This is a genomic window from Rhodobacter sp. P2_H5 (assembly GCF_056403335.1).
The window spans coordinates 100,282-117,169 of the sequence record NZ_JBFUFS010000005.1 but is presented as its reverse complement, the minus strand read 5'-3'; the positions used below and the strand labels follow the sequence as shown (position 1 = coordinate 117,169).

The 16,888-nt window shown below is 66.8% G+C and carries 17 protein-coding genes; 7 read left to right on the top strand and 10 right to left on the bottom strand.

The genetic code is table 11. The features are described 5' to 3' along the window. Positions 1–44 precede the first annotated feature (44 nt). The 3 genes from AC1DVR_RS08480 to AC1DVR_RS08470 all read right to left on the bottom strand — a co-directional run bounded on the left by AC1DVR_RS08480 (position 45) and on the right by AC1DVR_RS08470 (position 3,045). Positions 45–1,424 carry an L-serine ammonia-lyase gene (locus tag AC1DVR_RS08480; RefSeq protein WP_478000118.1) on the bottom strand — a complete coding sequence of 460 codons (1,380 nt, stop codon included), beginning with the start codon at positions 1,422–1,424 and terminating at the stop codon, positions 45–47. Positions 1,425–1,705: 281 nt separating this feature from the next. Then, positions 1,706–2,326: a glutathione S-transferase family protein gene (locus AC1DVR_RS08475; RefSeq protein WP_478000117.1), complete on the bottom strand. Its 621-nt coding sequence runs from the start codon at positions 2,324–2,326 to the stop codon at positions 1,706–1,708. Positions 2,327–2,370: 44 nt separating this feature from the next. Next, on the bottom strand, positions 2,371–3,045 hold the full coding sequence (locus AC1DVR_RS08470) for a glutathione S-transferase family protein (RefSeq protein WP_478000116.1): 675 nt from the start codon (positions 3,043–3,045) through the stop codon (positions 2,371–2,373). A gap of 208 nt (positions 3,046–3,253) precedes the next feature. Between AC1DVR_RS08470 and AC1DVR_RS08465 the strand changes: the two genes are divergently transcribed. Continuing rightward, positions 3,254–3,793 carry an EF-hand domain-containing protein gene (locus AC1DVR_RS08465; protein ID WP_478000115.1) on the top strand — a complete coding sequence of 180 codons (540 nt, stop codon included), beginning with the start codon at positions 3,254–3,256 and terminating at the stop codon, positions 3,791–3,793. Positions 3,794–3,801: 8 nt separating this feature from the next. On the opposite strand, the gene AC1DVR_RS08460 is transcribed toward AC1DVR_RS08465, so the two are convergent. Next, on the bottom strand, positions 3,802–5,172 hold the full coding sequence (locus tag AC1DVR_RS08460) for an Nramp family divalent metal transporter (protein WP_478000114.1): 1,371 nt from the start codon (positions 5,170–5,172) through the stop codon (positions 3,802–3,804). Between the two features lie 155 nt (positions 5,173–5,327). On the opposite strand from AC1DVR_RS08460, the gene rpiA reads away from it, so the two are divergent. From rpiA to AC1DVR_RS08435, 5 genes are all read left to right on the top strand, one after another. Beyond that, on the top strand, positions 5,328–6,116 hold the full coding sequence (rpiA, locus tag AC1DVR_RS08455; RefSeq protein WP_478000113.1) for a ribose-5-phosphate isomerase RpiA: 789 nt from the start codon (positions 5,328–5,330) through the stop codon (positions 6,114–6,116). Between the two features lies 1 nt (position 6,117). After that, complete coding sequence (gene gor / locus AC1DVR_RS08450; RefSeq protein ID WP_478000112.1) at positions 6,118–7,485, top strand: glutathione-disulfide reductase; 1,368 nt, start codon at positions 6,118–6,120, stop codon at positions 7,483–7,485. Between the two features lie 129 nt (positions 7,486–7,614). Continuing rightward, positions 7,615–8,763 (top strand): FtsH protease activity modulator HflK, encoded by a 1,149-nt coding sequence (gene hflK / locus AC1DVR_RS08445; RefSeq protein WP_478000111.1) that lies wholly within the window; start codon positions 7,615–7,617, stop codon positions 8,761–8,763. Next, positions 8,763–9,734, top strand: a complete 972-nt coding sequence (hflC, locus tag AC1DVR_RS08440) for a protease modulator HflC (protein ID WP_478000110.1) — start codon at positions 8,763–8,765, stop codon at positions 9,732–9,734. Before hflK ends, hflC begins: the two co-directional genes overlap by 1 nt. 220 nt (positions 9,735–9,954) lie before the next feature. After that, complete coding sequence (locus tag AC1DVR_RS08435; protein ID WP_478000342.1) at positions 9,955–11,385, top strand: DegQ family serine endoprotease; 1,431 nt, start codon at positions 9,955–9,957, stop codon at positions 11,383–11,385. Positions 11,386–11,443: 58 nt separating this feature from the next. Here AC1DVR_RS08435 and AC1DVR_RS08430 read toward each other — a convergent pair whose 3' ends face one another. Beyond that, positions 11,444–12,013 carry a peptidoglycan-binding domain-containing protein gene (locus AC1DVR_RS08430; protein ID WP_478000109.1) on the bottom strand — a complete coding sequence of 190 codons (570 nt, stop codon included), beginning with the start codon at positions 12,011–12,013 and terminating at the stop codon, positions 11,444–11,446. 86 nt (positions 12,014–12,099) lie between these two features. Next, on the bottom strand, positions 12,100–12,501 hold the full coding sequence (locus tag AC1DVR_RS08425) for an OB-fold nucleic acid binding domain-containing protein (RefSeq protein WP_478000108.1): 402 nt from the start codon (positions 12,499–12,501) through the stop codon (positions 12,100–12,102). Positions 12,502–12,628: 127 nt separating this feature from the next. Here AC1DVR_RS08425 and AC1DVR_RS08420 point away from each other — a divergent pair, with 127 nt between their 5' ends. Next, positions 12,629–12,952 carry a 2Fe-2S iron-sulfur cluster-binding protein gene (locus tag AC1DVR_RS08420; RefSeq protein ID WP_478000107.1) on the top strand — a complete coding sequence of 108 codons (324 nt, stop codon included), beginning with the start codon at positions 12,629–12,631 and terminating at the stop codon, positions 12,950–12,952. Between the two features lie 65 nt (positions 12,953–13,017). On the opposite strand, the gene AC1DVR_RS08415 is transcribed toward AC1DVR_RS08420, so the two are convergent. From AC1DVR_RS08415 to AC1DVR_RS08400, 4 genes are all read right to left on the bottom strand, one after another. After that, positions 13,018–13,458: a DUF1178 family protein gene (locus tag AC1DVR_RS08415; protein WP_478000106.1), complete on the bottom strand. Its 441-nt coding sequence runs from the start codon at positions 13,456–13,458 to the stop codon at positions 13,018–13,020. A gap of 96 nt (positions 13,459–13,554) precedes the next feature. Then, the gene (locus AC1DVR_RS08410) at positions 13,555–14,070 is read right to left on the bottom strand and encodes an NUDIX hydrolase (protein WP_478000105.1); all 516 of its coding nucleotides are present in this window, start codon (positions 14,068–14,070) and stop codon (positions 13,555–13,557) included. Between the two features lie 117 nt (positions 14,071–14,187). Beyond that, entirely contained in the window at positions 14,188–15,417 is a 1,230-nt protein-coding gene (locus AC1DVR_RS08405; RefSeq protein WP_478000104.1) for a 3-deoxy-D-manno-octulosonic acid transferase, read from the bottom strand. 56 nt (positions 15,418–15,473) lie between these two features. Beyond that, positions 15,474–16,886: an amidase gene (locus tag AC1DVR_RS08400; RefSeq protein WP_478000103.1), complete on the bottom strand. Its 1,413-nt coding sequence runs from the start codon at positions 16,884–16,886 to the stop codon at positions 15,474–15,476. Positions 16,887–16,888 lie beyond the last annotated feature (2 nt).

Sequence of the window (16,888 nt, the reverse complement as noted above, 5' to 3'; positions counted from 1 at the left end):
GCTGCGTCAATCGTGACGCAGGGCTGCCGTCCTCACCCCCGCAATCAGCAGTTCGGGACGTTGACCGCAAGGCCGCCGAGCGAGGTTTCCTTGTACTTCTCATGCATATCCTTGCCGGTCTGGCGCATGGTCTCGATACAGACATCGAGGGAGACGAGGTGCTGGCCATCGCCGCGCAGCGAGAGGCTCGCCGCCGAGACGGCCTTTATGGCGCCGAGGCCGTTGCGCTCGATGCAGGGCACTTGCACCAGACCCTTGACCGGGTCGCAGGTCATGCCAAGGTGATGCTCCAGCGCGATTTCCGCCGCGTTTTCAACCTGTTCGACCGAGCCGCCCAGAACGGCGGCAAGGGCGGCTGCGGCCATCGCGGCGGCAGAGCCGACCTCGGCCTGACAGCCGCATTCCGCGCCGGAAATGCTGGCGTTGTGCTTGCAGAGCCCGCCGATGGCCGAAGCGGTCAGCAGGAATTCCGCGATTCGGGCGGTCGAGGCGCCCGGCACATGGTCAAGATAATAGCGCAGCACGGCGGGGAGGACACCTGCAGCCCCATTGGTCGGCGCCGTGACGACCTGACCCCCGGCGGCGTTTTCCTCGTTCACCGCCATGGCATAAAGGCTCATCCAGTCGTTGATGACATGGGGCGCGGTCATGTTCAGGCCACGTTCGGCGATCAGCGCGTCATGGATGCCCTTGGCACGGCGCCGGACTTTCAGACCGCCGGGCAGGATCCCTTCGCCCAGCATGCCGCGCGAGATGCAGTCGTTCATCACCTGCCACAGACGGGCGATGCCCTTGTCGATCTCGGCCTGCGAGCGGAATTTCAGCTCGTTGGCGAGCTTCATCTGCGCGATGGTCAGGCCGGACTTGGCGGCCATCTCCATCATTTCGGCGGCAGTTTCAAAGGGATAGGGCACATCGGCGCGGGCCTTGGCCTTCTTGCCGCCCGCCTCGGCCTGCTCGGCCGCGGTCAGGACGAAACCGCCGCCGATCGAATAATAGGTCTCTTCCAGGATGACGTCGCCCTGCGCATCGGTGGCCTTGATGATCATGCCATTGGCATGGCCGGGCAGCGAGGGGCCATAGTCGAAGGTCAGATCCTTCTTGGGATCAAAGCGCAGCTCGGGCAGGCCGGGCGGGGTCAGCCGGTGGGTGGCGCTGATCGCGGCCAGGGTTTCCTCGGCCTTGGCGGCGTCATAGGTCGCAGGCTCGAACCCCGCGAGGCCAAGGATCGTGGCGCGGTCGGTGGCATGTCCCACCCCGGTGAAGGCGAGCGAGCCGTGGAGCGAGGCCTTCAGCCCCGCCGCATGGAAGGGCGATTTGCGCAGGGTGTCGAGGAAGCGCGCCGCGGCCATCATCGGCCCCATCGTATGCGAGGAAGAGGGGCCGACGCCCACCTTGAACATGTCAAAGACGGAAAGAAACATCACGGCCCCCGGAAGTTGAGCCGCGACTATGACAGCCGCCGCCGCGCAGACCAGTCCAAAAACGACGCGTTTTGCCCTGAATGGCCCGGGTCCCGGTGCTGTGATGCGGCGGCGTTCAGCAAGTCTTAATCCTCCTGCGCGATGAAGGAGGCAGGAGGTTCAAGATGCCGCTCTGGTTCTGGCTGTTCCGTTTCATCGCCCCCTGTGCCGGATTGGCCGGCCTCTGGCGCGCGCCGGGTTTGGCGCGGCAGAAGCCTGCCTGGCGTGCGGGGGCCAGGCGCTCAGCCTTCCTTCGCCACCGCCTGGATCACCGAAGGCCGCGCCGCCATCATCGCGCGATGCGCCAGAACGCGGGGCAGGGCGCTGGTGTCGACGCCGTCGCCCTCGATCCAGGTCGCAAGCGTGTAAAGATAGGGATCGGCCACCGAATAATCGGCCCCCATCACGAAAGGGCCGCCTGTCGCGGCCAGCATCGCCTCGACCATGGCAAAGCCCGCCGTCACGGTCTGCGGCACTTTCTGCTTCAGGGCGAGGATGGCCGCCGGATCATCGGTCCAGCGGCTGCCCCGAGGGCCATGGGCATGCGCGACATGCAGGGTCGAGGCGAGGAAGCAGTTGAATTCCTGCATCTTGGCAAAGGCGAAAGCATCAGCCGGGGCAAGGTGCGCCTGCGGGAAGCTTTGCGCGATGTAGGTCAGGATCGCCGGCGTCTCGGTCAGGATGCCCCCCGGGGTGGCAAGCGCGGGCACCCGACCCTTGGGGTTGATCGCAAGATAGGTCGGGCTGGTCTGCTCGGCCTTGGAAAAGTCGATCCGGTGCAGATCATGCGGTGCGCCGGCGTCGATCAGGGCGATATGGCTGGCCAGCGCGCAGGTCCGCGGCGTGTAGTAAAGCGTCAGCATCTGTTGTCTCTCCGATGGGGGAAGGGGCGCGGTGCGGCGGGGCCTCAGGCGCCGATATGGGTGAAGATTGCCGGGCCGAGGGTCTCATTTCCGGCCACGGCAAGGGCTGCGGCTGTGGTTTCCAGCGCCTGCAGGATCGGCCGCAGCGCCGGAAGATCCTCGGCCGCAATGCGGGCCGGATGGCCGGGCGGGAAGTCCGAAAGCCAGCGGACCAGGACCGCCACATAATAACCGAGCGCCGAGGGCCGCGCCGAAAGCCAGTCCGGCGCCTCGGCGGCGACCATGGCATCGAGAAGTGCGAACTGCTCCTTCAGGGCCGCCCCGGCGCGTTCCACCACCTGCGCCGTGCAGGCCGGGCCGGCGATGCGGTCGGGGTAGAAGGCCTGCAGGATCGTCGGATGCAGGTTGGTCGAGGTGAAGAAGAACCATTTCAGAAATGCCGCCCGCGCCGCACTGTCGGGCGCCGGGGCCAGGCCGGGGTGGCGGTCGGCGAGGTAGAGCAGAATTGCCGCCGTCTCGAACATCGGTCCGTCCGGCGTCTCCATCGCCGGGATCTTGCCCAGGGGATGCAGCGCCCGGTAGGCCGGGCTGTCGAGCGCGCCGCCCGGCCGGTCGATCAGCACCTCCTCGAAGGCGGCGCCGGTCTCGCGCAGCACCAGGCTGACGATGGTCGAGGCCGAATCGGGCCAGTAATGCAGCTTGTAGAGGGCTTGGGTCATGGCGGCTCCTTGGATTGCGCGCAGGTTACGAGGGCGGGGCGCAAGAACAAGGTGCAAAACCGACATGGCGGCTCGTCCGCGGCGACCTTGGCCGGGTATTGCCGAAAGGCGCGAATTTCGCTGAAATGTTCCGGTTTTGTTTACGCGGTTTTAACCCGGGCAGCGCCAGGATCATCCCATCCGACACACCACCAGAATGGAGGTTCCCATGCGCCTGATCCCGATCGTTCTTGCTTTTGTGCTGCCCTTTGCCGCCCAGGCCGCGCCGCTTTTGCCCGAGGCTTTGATCCAGACCATCAAGGCCGATCCGGCCCGCTATCTTGAYCGCACCGCCAGCCTGATCGCGGCCTATGGTGCGGGCGATGGCATCACGGAAGATCAGGTCAACACCAGTCTGGCGCTGGTGCGGGCCAGGGCGCGGGCTGCGGCGATCGTGCCGCTGCTGATGGCCGATCTGGATGGCGACGGCGCGGTCACGCGTGCGGAGGTGACGGGGGCCGAGGCGACCCTGGCCAGCGCCGCGCGCGACCGGCTGGAAGCGGTCTTCGTCACGGCCGATGCCGATGGCGATGCGGTAGTTTCCGCCGCCGAACGCGCCGATCTCGGCGAGGTTGCGGCGCTGGCCGCGCTCACCCCCTCGGCGATGGCGCAGGCCAAGATATTGATGGGGTTTGATGCCGATGGCGACGGCAAAGTCACTTTGGCCGAGGTGCGCCAGGGTCTGGCGGGCCTCGGCCTCGTGTCCTGACCTGCGGCTCAGGTCAGCACGAAATCCCACAGGAGCTTGAGGTTCAGCGCCACGATCACCACCGCCACCAGCCAGGCGAGTGCCCCGAGCCAGCGCGGCGCCACCAGCTCGCCCATCTTGGCGCGCGAGGCGGTGAACATGACCAAAGGCACCACCGCGAAGGAGAGTTGCAGGCTCAGGACCACCTGGGTCAGGATCAAAAGCCGCCCGGTGCCCTCGGCGCCGTAAAAGATCGTCACCCCGGCGGCGGGCAGGATCGCGATGCCCCGGGTGATCAGCCGGCGCAGCCAGGGGGCGAGGCGGATCTGCAGGAAACCCTCCATCACCGCCTGTCCGGCCAGGGTGGCGGTGACGGTGGAGTTCAGCCCGCAAGCCAGCAGCGCCACGGCAAACAGCATCGGTGCGATGCCCGCGCCGAGCAGTGGCCCGAGAAGCTTGTGGGCGTCGCTGAGCTCGGCCACCTCGGTCTGGCCAGACGCATGGAAGGAGGCGGCGGCGAGGATCAGGATCGCGGCGTTGATCGACAGCGCGAACATCAGCGCCACGGTGGAATCGATGGTGGCAAAGCGCAGCGCCTCGCGCTTCTCCTCGATGCCATCGCCCCAGTTGCGGGTCTGGACGATGGCGGAGTGGAGATAGAGGTTGTGCGGCATCACCGTGGCGCCGAGAATACCGAGCGCCAGGTACAGCATTTCGGGGTTGTGCAAGATCTCGGTCGTCGGGGCAAAACCGTGCAGGACGGCGGCCCAGTCGGGGTTGGCCAGCACGATCTGGATGCCGAAACAGACGGCGATCAGGGCGAGAAGGGCCACCACGAAGCCTTCCAGCTTGCGGAAACCGCGGCGTTGCAGCCAGAGGATCAGGAAAACGTCGAGCGCGGTGATCAGGACGCCAAGCTCCAGCGGGATGCCGAACAGAAGGTTGAGGCCGATCGCGGTGCCGATTACCTCGGCCACGTCGGTGGCGATAATCGCGACCTCGGCGGCAAGCCACAGGGGGATGGTGACAAGGCGCGGGAAGGCGTCGCGGCAGGCCTGGGCCAGATCGCGGCCCGAGCCGATCGCCAGCCGGGCCGACAAGGATTGCAGCACGATGGCCATCAGGTTCGACAAGAGCGCCACGAACAGCAGCACATAGCCGAACTTCGACCCGCCGGCGAGCGAGGTCGCCCAGTTGCCCGGGTCCATGTAGCCCACGGCGACCATATAGCCCGGCCCGAGGAAGGCGAGGAAGCGCTTCCATGGCGTGGCCCCCAGCTTGATCGAACGGTGCACGTCCGACAGGGCGGCATCGCCGCGCGCGCTGCGCCAGCCGACCTTGCTGGCCGGGTCGAGCCGTCCGGAAGGGGGGATCTTGAGCGAAGGTTCGGGAATGTTCACGATGGGTCGCGCCTGTGAATGAGAATTATTCTCAATGTAGGTGACCCGCCTCACATGTCAAGCGTCGCAATAGGGCGGGGCGCCTGTGGTGGCGGTTTCCGCTCGCCCCCGGCGGAGGCTTTGCTATAAGCGACGCAGACCATAAGGAGCCTGCCATGCCCGCTGATCTTTCGCCCATCGACAAGGCCAAGTTTGTCGCCGCCAAACGCGCGGTGGACTATGTGCAGTCCGGCATGAAGGTCGGCCTCGGCACCGGATCGACCGCGGCCTGGATGGTGCGCTGTCTGGGCGAACGGGTGCGCGAGGAGGGGCTCAAGATCGTCGGCGTCCCGACCTCGACCCGCACGGCGGAGCTGGCGCGGCAACTCGGCATTCCGGTGACCTCGCTCGACGATGCCAAATGGCTGGACCTGACGATCGACGGCGCCGACGAGTTCGACCCGCAGCTGGCGCTGATCAAGGGCGGCGGGGCGGCGCTGTTGCAGGAAAAGATCGTGGCCACCGCCTCGGACCAGATGATCGTGATCGCGGATGCCGCCAAGGAGGTCGCCCAACTTGGCGCCTTCCCGCTGCCGGTCGAAGTGATCCCCTTCGGCTGGCAGACCACCAAGGCGCTGATCGAAGAGACTCTGGTCGCGCTGGACGTGATGAACCGCGAGGTTTCGCTCAGGATGAACGGCGACCGGCCGCTTCTGACCGACGAAAGCAACTATATCGTCGACCTGCATCTGAAGCGGATCGGCAACCCGCGCCAGCTGGCGCTGGTGCTGAACCAGATCCCCGGGGTGGTTGAAAACGGGCTTTTCATTGATATCTGTGATATCGTCGTGATCGGCCATCCCGATGGCCGGGTCACCGTGCGCGACATCAACGAAGGCACCGAGACCGACAGCCGGATCGAATTCGCGCCCTCGGACAATATCTTCAGCGATCTGGGAGACTGACGTGGCTTTTGACTACGACCTTTTCGTGATCGGCGGCGGCTCGGGCGGGGTGCGGGCGGCGCGGATCGCCTCGGCGGAGGGCGGCGCGAGGGTCGGTCTGGCCGAGGAAAGCCGGATGGGGGGCACCTGTGTCATCCGCGGCTGCGTGCCGAAAAAGCTGATGGTCAATGCCTCGTCCTTTCCGCAGGCGATGCGCGATGCGGTGGCCTATGGCTGGGAGATCGCGCCGGGGCCCTTCGACTGGCCCAAGTTCCGCGCGACGCTGGAATCCGAGCTGGACCGGCTGGAGGGCGCTTATCGCAACACGCTGAAATCGGCCGGGGTGATCGTGCATGACACCCGCGCCGTGGTGCTGGATGCCCATACCGTCCGGCTCGACAGCGGCGAGAGCGTCACCGCGAAACATATCCTGATCGCGACCGGCGGCTGGCCTTTCAAGCCCGAGATTCCGGGCGCCGATCTTGCGGTGACCTCGAACGAGATGTTCCACCTGCCGGCCCTGCCGCGGCGGATGCTGGTGGTGGGCGGTGGCTATATCGCCAGCGAATTCGCCTGCATCCTGAACGGCCTCCGCACCGAGGTCACGCAGGTTTACCGCGGCGACCAGATCCTGCGCGGCTTTGACGACGAGGCGCGCATCCATGTCGCCAATGCCATGCAGGCCAATGGCATCACGATCCGCACCGGCACCGATGTGACGCGGCTGGAGCGGACGGCGGAAGCGATCCGCGCCAGTCTGACCGACGGCAGCAGCGCCGAGTTCGACCTCGTGCTCTATGCCACCGGCCGCCGGCCCAATGCCAAGGGCCTCGGGCTGGAGGCGCTGGGCGTGCAGATGGGCCCTCTGGGCGAGATCATCGTGGACGAATGGAGCCAGACCTCGGTCCCCTCGATCTATGCGGTGGGCGATGTGACCAACCGGGTCAACCTGACCCCGGTCGCGATCCGCGAGGGCCATGCCTTTGCCGATACGGTGTTTCGCGGCGTGCCCGCCAAGGCCGATCACGCCATGGTGGCCTCGGCCGTCTTCACCCAGCCGGAACTGGGTTCTGTCGGCCTGACCGAAGAGCAGGGCAAGGCGCGCGGCGGGGTCGATGTCTATGCTGCGAGCTTCCGCCCGATGAAAAGCCTGTTTGCCGGGCGTCAGGACCGCGTGCTGATGAAGCTCATCGTGGATTGTGCGACCCGCCAGGTGCTGGGCTGCCATATCGTCGGGCCGGATGCCGGCGAGATGATCCAGATCGCGGCGATTGCCGTGAAGATGGGGGCGACCAAGGAGGACTTCGACCGCACGGTCGCGGTGCATCCGACCATCGCCGAAGAGCTGGTCACGATGCGCAAGCCGGCACGGCATCACCCGGCCCATTGATCCGGCCTATTGACCGGGGCGCCCGAACCTGTGACGCCGGGCGCATTAACCCGGGTAGATTGACCCGGGATGTCTTGATTTTCGATGGGCAATGCCCAGTTTACCCATGAACATCAGAGAGGATAACCGATGGCAGGTGGGAATGGCCCCTGGGGCGGCGGAAACGGTCCCGAGGACGAAAAAGGGCGTGGCGAGCGGCGCAAAGAGGAAGAGCGGCGCGGTCAGGGCCCCCAGATTCCCGAACTGGACGAGGTGCTGCGCAAGGGTCAGGAGCGTTTGCGCGTGATCATGGGCGGCGGTGGCAATGGCAACCGCGGCACCGGTGGTCCGTCGGGCGGCGATGGCAACTGGCTGTTCACCCGGCAGGGGCTTCTGGCCTCGGCGATCGGTCTGGGCCTCGTCTGGTCCTACATGTCCTTCTATACGGTGCAGTCGAACGAAACCTCGGTCGAGCTGTTCCTCGGCAAATACTCGCAGCAAAAGGGTCAGGGCCTGCATGTGGCGCCATGGCCTGTGGTGACGGCGGAAATCGTCAACACCAGCCAGCAGCGCACCACCGACATCGGCACCGGCGGCGAACTGGACAACGGGCTGATGCTGACCGGTGATCAGAACATCGTCGATCTGGAGTTTCAGGTGGTCTGGAACATCAACGATCCGGCCAAGTTCCTGTTCAACCTGAAGGACCCCGAGGACACGATCCGCGCCGTGGCGGAATCGGCCGCGCGTGACATCGTGGCGCGCAGCCAGCTGGCGCCGATCCTGAACAAGGACCGCGGCGAGGTCAAAGACGACCTCGAACGCGAGGTGCAGGCGACGCTTGATACCTATGACAGCGGGATTTCGGTCGTGCGCGTCAACCTTCTGAAATCGGACGTGCCGGCCGAAGTGGCCGACAGTTTCCGCGCGGTGCAGGCCGCCCAGCAGGAACGCGACCGCTTGCAGAAAGAGGCCAATGGCTATGCCAACAAGGTGACGGCGCAGGCGCGCGGTCAGGCCTCGCAAACCGGGCAGGAGGCGCAGGCCTATGCCGCCCAGGCCATCAACCAAGCCGAGGGTGACGCCAGCCGCTTCGTCTCGGTCTATGCCGAATATGCCAAGGCCCCCGAAGTCACCCGCAAGCGGCTGTATCTCGAAACGATGGAGCAGGTGCTGGGCGGCAGCAACAAGGTGATCATGGACAATTCCAGTGGTCAGGGCGCCGTGCCCTATCTGCCGCTGAACAGCCTGATCCCGGCCAAGCCGGCCACACCCGCCGCGACCGGAGGAAGCAACTGATGAAGATGGTCTATGTTCTTCCCGTTCTGGCCATCGTGGGGGCTGCGGCCCTGTCCTCGGTCTTCATCGTCGATGTGCGCGAAAAGGTGCTGGTCGTCCAGTTCGGCGAGGTCAAGCAGGTGGTCGACGAGCCCGGCCTCTATTTCAAGGTGCCCTTCATCCAGGAGGTCTTCCGTTACGATGACCGCATCCTGGGTCTGGTGACGGATTCGCAGGAAATCACCTTTGCCGACAACCGGCGTCTGGTGGTGGATGCCTTCGCCCGCTGGCGGATCGTCGATCTGCAGAAGTTCCGTCGTGCCGTGGGCATGGGCGGCATCGAGGCGGCGCGCGACAACCTGTCCAAGATCGTCAGCCCCGAGGTCAAGGACGTGCTGGGCAAGGTGCAGCTGCAGTCGGTGCTGTCGGATGACCGCGTCGGCCTGATGAACAAGATCCGCGACAATGCGCGTCTGAAGGCGGCCACCCTCGGCATCGACGTGATCGACGTGCGGCTGACGCGCACCGACCTGCCCAAGCAGAACCTTGATGCGACCTATTCGCGGATGCAGGCCGAACGGCAGCGCGATGCGACCGACGAGATCGCACGTGGTAACGAGGCGGCCCAGACCCTGCGCGCCGAGGCCGATCGCCAGGCGGTGGAAATCACCTCGGAGGCCAACAAGCAGGCCGAGATCATCCGCGGTCAGGCTGATGCCAAACGCTCGGCGATCTATGCCGAGGCTTACGGCAAGGACCCGGAGTTCTACGCCTTCACCCGCTCGCTTTCCGCCTATGCCACGGCCTTCAAGCCGGGCAACACGGCCTTTGTGATGGCGCCGCAGGGCGAGTTCTTCCAGTACCTCGGCTCCGATCAGGGCGTGGCCGCGACGCCGGGTTCGGCTTCCGTGATGCCGGGCACCTTGCCGAACACCGGGGCGACCGGCAACGGCAGCACGGTGGCTGGCGGGAGTGCGCCGAAACTGCCCTAAGGTCACGGCGGAAAACAGCGCACGGCGGTCTCACGCGGCTTTGACGTATTGCGAGCGGGATTGCATTGCAAAAAACCTCTTGCGGCGTTTGATGGTGCCCATATCACTCCCGGCCCCGCCTCGCGGTGGCCGGGACATCGAGAGGAGTTCGAACGTGTTAGCGACCACCAAGATTACCAGACTTGCCCCGGCGCGCCCGGCTGCGCCCAAGCGCCTGCTGATGGCGCTGGGCATGGGCCTTGCCCTGACGGTCAGTCCCCTGGCCGGGGCCAGCATGGCCCAGACCGCACCTGCCAGCTTTGCCGACCTTGTGCAGAAATTCTCCCCCGCCGTGGTCGACATCACCACCTCCTCGATCGTTGCCGCCAAGGGCGACGGCCAGATGCAGGTGCCGCCCGGCTCGCCCTTCGAGAAGTTCTTCAAGGACTTCAACGACCAGAACGGCGGCGGCGATCAGGCCCCCGATCAGCAGATGCAGCGCTCCGAGGCTCTGGGCTCGGGCTACATCATCTCCGCTGACGGTTATATCGTGACCAACAACCATGTCATCGACGGCGCCGATGACATCGAGGTCGAAACCTTTGGCCACAAGACCTTCAAGGCCAAGCTCGTCGGGCGCGATCTGAAAACCGACGTGGCGCTGCTGAAGGTCGACAGCAAGGACCCGCTGCCCTTCGTCTCTTTCGGCGACAGCGACAAGATGCGCGTCGGCGACTGGGTCGTCGCCATGGGCAACCCCTTGGGCCAGGGCTTCTCGGTTTCGGCCGGGATCGTCTCTGCTCTGGGGCGCGAGCTGAACGGCACCTATGACAACTTCTTCCAGACCGACGCCGCGATCAACAAGGGCAACTCGGGTGGCCCCTTGTTCAACGTGAACGGCGAAGTCATCGGGATGAACACCGCGATCCTGTCGCCCTCGGGCGGGTCGATCGGGATCGGCTTCTCGATGGCGTCGAACGTGGTGTCGAAGGTCGTCGACCAGCTGAAGCAATATGGCGAAACCCGCCGCGGCTGGCTGGGTGTGCGCATCCAGGACGTGAGCCAGGATGTCGCCGATGCGATGGGCCTGCCCGCCGCCAAGGGCGCCCTGGTGACCGATGTTCCGGATGGTCCGGGCAAGGATGCCGGCATCCTCTCGGGTGACGTGATCGTCAGCTTCAACGGCAAAGAGGTCAAGGATTCCAAGGAGCTGGTTCGCGTCGTGGCAGACTCTCCGATTGGCGAGACGGTTCCCGTCGTCGTGCTGCGGGACGGCAAGTCGCAGGATCTGAGCGTCAAGCTGGGTCGCCGCGAGGATGCCGAGGCGCAATCCGAACCGGCGGCGGATAAGTCCACCACGCCCGAAAAGCCGCAAACCGGCATCGTGCTGGGCCTGACCCTGCAACCCTTCACCGATGACATGGCCGCCGATCTGGGCATGAAAGAGGGCGACAAGGGTCTGGTCGTGATGAAGGTCGATGTCGCCTCGGAGGCCTATACCAAGGGGCTGCGCGAAGGGGACGTGATCTCCGAAGCCGGTCAGCAGAAGGTGGCGACGCTGAAGGACCTGAAGGCACAAGTGACCGAGGCCAAGGATGCCGGGCGCAAGTCGCTTCTGCTTCTGGTCCGCACCCAGGGCGATCCGCGCTTCGTGGCGCTGTCGCTGGAATAATCCGGCAAGCCAGACGACAAACAGGCGGCGGGGTCACACCCGCCGCTTTTTTCATGGCCTATTGCAGCGTGCTGCGGTCCACCGGCACCAGCCCCAGCGCCCGTGCGGCCGTCAGGGTCAGGACCGGCGTGTCGAGCCCGTGATCGGCCTGATAGCGCCGCACCGCGAGGCGCGTCGCGCCATCCATCACCCCGGTCAGGGCTGCGGTGAAATAGCCGCGCGCCTTCAGCGCCCGTTGCAGGGTGGCGATGGTGTCGGGGGTCAGGTCCTCGGGGCAGGGGGTGCGCAGCCACAGGGTCTGGCGGTCATGCACCATGCGCTGGTGGGCCACGCTGTCATAGCTTGCCGGCCGGGTGATCTTGCCCGCAGCGTCGCGCACTTCGGCCTGGGCGAGGACGGTTTGCGTCACCGTCTCGATCACCGCGGGGATCGTGTCATGATCCCAGCAGGCGCCGGCAGGCGTGGCGGGCGGCGGGCTGCCCTTGCCATAGGGCACGCCCTCGTGGCTCAGGTCTTCGGTGACGGGGGCCTGCACCGCGATCTGCGGCGCGCAGGCGCCGATCCACAGGCTGGCGGCCAGGGCCGGAAGCAGTTTGGGCGCCAAAGCCGCCCATGTCTCACGTCTCATCCTGCCGTGCCCCGCTTTTGTTGCGGGCAGCATAGGGGCAATCCGTGGCGTGGAAAAGCCTTGGCAAAGGGCCGCGAGACCGGCGTTCAGGGCTGGTCGCCGGCCCGCGCCAGATCGGTGTGGAAGGCGGGTGACAACAGCTCGTCCAGCAGGGGGGACATGTCCTCGATCAGCTCGGCCACGACATGGACCACCTCGCTGTCGCGCTGCAGCCGCCCGGTGACCCGCAACAAGCGCCCGGCAATCACCGCGCGGCGAAAGCGTTCGTAGACCTTGGCCCAGACCACGACATTGGCGACCCCGGTCTCATCCTCCAGCGTCAGGAAAATCACCCCCTTGGCGGTGCCGGGCCTTTGGCGCACCAGAACCAGACCCGCGACACAGACCCGCGCGCCCTGCGACGGCTCGTTCAGCCGCGCGGCCGGCAGGGCCGCGGGCGGGCGCGGCCAAGTGTTGGGCAGGGGCGTGGGGGTCAACCAGTCTGACATGGAACAAATATAGAACATTCCCGCGCGCCGGGCAAGGATCAAAGCCGCGTGGCCCCTGATGCGGAAGGGGTGGAACCCCGCGCCCGCCTGCGCTAGGAAGAGGCGACGCGGCGCACACGAGGGCAAGATGGCGAAGATCACTTATGTCGAATTCGGCGGCAAGGAACACACGATCGAAGTGGCCAATGGCCTGACCGTGATGGAGGGGGCGCGCGACAACGGCATCCCCGGGATCGAGGCCGATTGCGGCGGCGCCTGCGCCTGCTCGACCTGCCATGTCTATGTCGATCCGGACTGGGTCGACAAGCTGCCGAAGAAAGACGCGATGGAGGCCGACATGCTCGACTTCGCCTGGCAGCCCGACCCGGTGCGCTCGCGCCTGACCTGCCAGCTCAAGGTCTCGGCCGCGCTGGACGGGTTGCGCGTCCAGATGCCGCAAAAGCAGATCTGAGCCTTTCATCCAGACTTGAATATCCATCCGCGCGGCCGGCCTCGGGCGCGCGGTGATAGCGCGCCTCAGTTCGTCTTGCGCGACGGCATGAAGGGCAGGGGCGCCACCGGCACGCCGTCCTCCAGAAGCTTGATCACCTCATCGGGCCGCGCCTCGCCATGGATGGCGCGTTCGGGCGCGTTGCCTTCGTGCATGTTGCGCGCTTCGGTGACAAAGCGCGCGCCGACATAATCCGAGTTCTCTTCGACGCGGCGGCGCAGTTCGGCCATGGCGCGCTCCATCTCCGAGGCGGGGGCGCTCAGATCGCCGCGCGCCGGTTCGGGCGCATCCGCCCCGGTCTCGCCATGCGAGACCCGCGGCGCCATCAGCGCCTTTTCGACCTGGGTGGCGCCGCAGACCGGGCAGGCGACATGGCCCGCGCCGGCGAGCGTGTCATAGGCCTCGGCAGACTGGAACCAGCTGTCGAAACCATGGTCGGATGCGCATTTCAGGGTATAGCGGATCATCTTCTGGACTGCCGGAGTTCATGCCACGGGCGAGTGTGGCCGGAGGGCGTGCCAACACCTGGCACAGACTCCTAACTGGCGGGTTTCCGCCAGAAGTCAAGTCGCGGCCTTGGCCCTTTTTGCAAGCGGCGCCAGCAGTTCGGGCGCATCGGACAGGCGCAGGAGCAGATCGGCCAGCTCGGGTTCGGCCACGAGATGGGTGGCCTCCTCGGCCGTGAACCATTTGCGGCGGCGTTCCTTGCGTTCGGGGAAGCTGCCCTTCAGGGTCTGGACGCGCAGCGGAAAGACCTTGACCGAACAGGGCATCGGGTTCCGGTTGCGCAGGATTTTCTGATAGCCATAGCAGCCGATCGCCTCGGGGCTGATCTTGCCCTCGACCCCGGCCTCTTCCCAGGCCTCGCGCTGCGCCGCGATCTCGGGCGCATGGCCCAGCATCGGCCAGCCCTTGGGCAAAACCCAGCGCCCGGTCTCGCGGGAGGTGACCAGAAGCACCTGTGCCCGGCCCTTGCGCAAGCGCCAGCACAGCGCCGCAACCTGACCTGCCGCAAAAGCGGCTGGAGGATTTTGCAATACTGTCCCCTCCGCCAGAGGGGTTGGGTCAGAATAGGTCATGTCCGCCTGCGGGTTCAAAATTGCCCATCCTTGCCTGGTGTTGCGCACCAATGCCGGGGCTGCTGCTGTTCACAAGCCTGCCACAATGGCACCACAAGGCAAGCGGCAATCGTGGGGTCAGGGCCTTTTGACCGTGAGAATATCGTGAATAAGGGCCGCGCCGCTGCCTGTGGTGCGCAGGCGTTGGGCAGCACGCAGCGCAAGCGCATCTTGCCGGTCGGCATCAAGCCCCTGCAGCGCCGGGCCCAGATCGCCCGGGTCCGCCAGCGAAATCGCGCCCTGCGCCGCGGCGAGGTCGGCATAGGGTGCGGCAAAGTTCTCGACCGAGGGGCCATGCAGGATGGCGGCGCCAAAGCGCGCCGGCTCCCAGGGCGTATGGCCGCCGCGCCGGGCAAAGCTGCCGCCGACAAAGCAGGCGCCGGCGGCCGCGTACCACAGGTCCATCTCGCCCATCGTATCGGCCAGCAGCACCTCGGCCGCGCCCAGTTGCGCCCCCGCGGAACGCCGGGCGAGGGTCAGCCCGCGTGCCGTCACCAAGGCCGCCACCGCATCGCCGCGGCGCGGGTGGCGCGGGGCGAGGATCAGCCGGTCGAACTGCCCGCGCGCGGCGAGGAAGGCGTCCAGCACGACCTCCTCCTCGCCCTCATGGGTCGAGGCCGCCAGCAGGACCCGCGCCCGTGCCGCCCGTGGTGGCACCTCGGGCGCGGGCAGGGCGCTGATCGCCACGGCCTTCAGGTCGCAAAGCGCGGCCATCACCCCGGGCTTCAGCCCCAGCGCCTGCAACCGCCTGGCCGAGGCTTCATCCTGCGCCGAGGCGAGGCTGACCGCGCCCAGGGCCCGCGCCATCACCGGCTGCAATTCCATCCAGCCGCGATAGCTGCGCTCCGACATCCGGGCGCCGATCAGGATCAGGGGCACCCCGGCGGCCGCACAGGCGGCAAAGCGGCGCGGGTAGACCTCGCCCTCCACCGTGATCAGCGCCTCGGGCTGCCAGCGGGTGAGCAGGCGCTTCAAAGGCCGGGCCAGATCCAAGGGCGCAAAGGCTGCCGTCACACCAGGCAGCGCCCAGCCCTGCACCATGGCGCGGGCGGTGGCGGTGTTGGTGGTCACCAGAACCGACAAGCCGGGCCTTGCCGCCAGAAGCGCCTCGATCACCCAGCGGGCCGAGGCGAGTTCCCCATTCGACGCGCCATGGAGCCACAGCGCCGGGCCGTTCGGGCCGCGGCCTTGGCCCAGCCGCTCGGCCAGGGCCGCAGCAGGCTCGCGCCCGCTGATCCGGCGCCAGACCGCGATGGCCAGCATGACCAGCGGCACCAAAGGCAGCAAAAGCCGGAACAGATGGCGCATGAACCCTCTCTTTCTGCAGGGTCTTTAGGGCGGCGCGGCTGTCAGGGCAAGCGCGGCTACAGCGCGGGCGGCCGCTGGCCCGGCCAATCGGTCGCCTCATGCCAGGCCTGACCCAGGGCCAGCACCTTGGCATCGGCCCCGACCGGCCCCGCCAGCTGCATCCCCATCGGCAGGCCCTGCGGCCCGAAGCCCACCGGCACCGACAGGGTCGGCAGGCCGATCAGGCTCGCCGGGATCACCACTTCCATCCAGCGGTGGTAGGTGTCCATCTTGCGGCCCGCAATCACGTCTGGCCAGCGCATCTCGACGGCAAAGGGCCAGACCTGCGCCGTGGGCAGCGCCAGCGCGTCAAAGCGAGAAAAGAGCCGCGCCATATGGGCATAATAGCGCGAGCGGATCACGCTGGCCTCATAAACCGCCTGGGCCGAAAGGGTCAGGCCCTGCTCGATCTCCCAGACCGTCTCGGGCTTCAGAAGGGCGCGTTTGGCGGGGTCGTCATACAGCGCCCGAAAGCCATTGGCGTTGAGCATGGCGCGCAGCGTCACCCAAGCGTGCCAGAGCTTCTCGGCCGGGAAGGGCGGCGCGATCTCCTCGACCACGGCGCCCATCGCTTCCATCTGGCGCAGGGCGGCGCGGCAAAGGTCGAGTATCCCCGGCTCCATCGCATAGGCCCCGCCCCAGTCGGCGGCAAAGGCGATGCGCTTGCCTTTCAGGCTGGCGCCCTGCAGCCCGCTGACATAGTCGCCCGCCGGCCGGTCGAAAGGCACCTCCGGGTTGGGCCCGGCCTGGACCTGCAAGAGGCGCGCCACGTCCTCGATGGTCCGGCCCATCGGGCCCTCGGTGGCAAGCGTCGCCAGATAGGTGTCGCCCTCGGCATCCGAAGGCACGAGGCCCCAGGAGGGCCGAAAGCCGTAGACGTTGCAAAACCCCGCCGGGTTGCGCAGCGACCCCATCATGTCCGAGCCATCCGCCACCGGCACCAACCGCGCGGCCAGTGCCGCCGCCGCCCCGCCCGAGGACCCGCCCGCCGTGCGGCCCGGATCGTAGGGGTTGCGCGTCGCCCCGAAGACCGTGTTGAAGGTGTGGCTGCCATGGCCCCATTCGGGGGTGTTGGTCTTGCCGATGAAGATCGCCCCGGCGCCACGCATCCGCGCCGCCAGCAGGTCGTCCTTCGCAGGGATTAAATCTTTGAACAGAGGCGAGCCCCAGGTGGTGCGCAGACCCTTGGTCGCGCAAAGATCCTTCACCGCCAGCGGCATCCCGTGCAGTGAGCCCTTGGGTTCCGCGTCATCCGCCGCCCGCGCCTCGGCCATCAGCGCATCGCCATCGCGCAGCGACACGATCGCATTGACGCCCGGATTGACCGCCGCAATCCTTGCGAGATAGGCAGCCATCACTTCGGAAGGCGCCACTTTCCGCCCCGCGATCAGCCGCGCCAGATCCGATGCCGATAGCTGCCAAAGATCCATTT

Coding starts and splice junctions, on each gene's coding strand:
- AC1DVR_RS08400 (WP_478000103.1), bottom strand. CDS start 16,886: ATGGATCTTTGGCAGCTATCGGCATCGGATCTGGCGCGGCTGATCGCG.
- AC1DVR_RS08405 (WP_478000104.1), bottom strand. CDS start 15,417: ATGCGCCATCTGTTCCGGCTTTTGCTGCCTTTGGTGCCGCTGGTCATG.
- AC1DVR_RS08480 (WP_478000118.1), bottom strand. CDS start 1,424: ATGTTTCTTTCCGTCTTTGACATGTTCAAGGTGGGCGTCGGCCCCTCT.
- AC1DVR_RS08470 (WP_478000116.1), bottom strand. CDS start 3,045: ATGACCCAAGCCCTCTACAAGCTGCATTACTGGCCCGATTCGGCCTCG.
- AC1DVR_RS08425 (WP_478000108.1), bottom strand. CDS start 12,501: ATGTCAGACTGGTTGACCCCCACGCCCCTGCCCAACACTTGGCCGCGC.
- AC1DVR_RS08475 (WP_478000117.1), bottom strand. CDS start 2,326: ATGCTGACGCTTTACTACACGCCGCGGACCTGCGCGCTGGCCAGCCAT.
- hflC (WP_478000110.1), top strand. CDS start 8,763: ATGAAGATGGTCTATGTTCTTCCCGTTCTGGCCATCGTGGGGGCTGCG.
- rpiA (WP_478000113.1), top strand. CDS start 5,328: ATGCCCGCTGATCTTTCGCCCATCGACAAGGCCAAGTTTGTCGCCGCC.
- AC1DVR_RS08430 (WP_478000109.1), bottom strand. CDS start 12,013: ATGAGACGTGAGACATGGGCGGCTTTGGCGCCCAAACTGCTTCCGGCC.
- AC1DVR_RS08415 (WP_478000106.1), bottom strand. CDS start 13,458: ATGATCCGCTATACCCTGAAATGCGCATCCGACCATGGTTTCGACAGC.
- AC1DVR_RS08435 (WP_478000342.1), top strand. CDS start 9,955: ATGGCGCTGGGCATGGGCCTTGCCCTGACGGTCAGTCCCCTGGCCGGG.
- AC1DVR_RS08410 (WP_478000105.1), bottom strand. CDS start 14,070: ATGACCTATTCTGACCCAACCCCTCTGGCGGAGGGGACAGTATTGCAA.
- AC1DVR_RS08420 (WP_478000107.1), top strand. CDS start 12,629: ATGGCGAAGATCACTTATGTCGAATTCGGCGGCAAGGAACACACGATC.
- hflK (WP_478000111.1), top strand. CDS start 7,615: ATGGCAGGTGGGAATGGCCCCTGGGGCGGCGGAAACGGTCCCGAGGAC.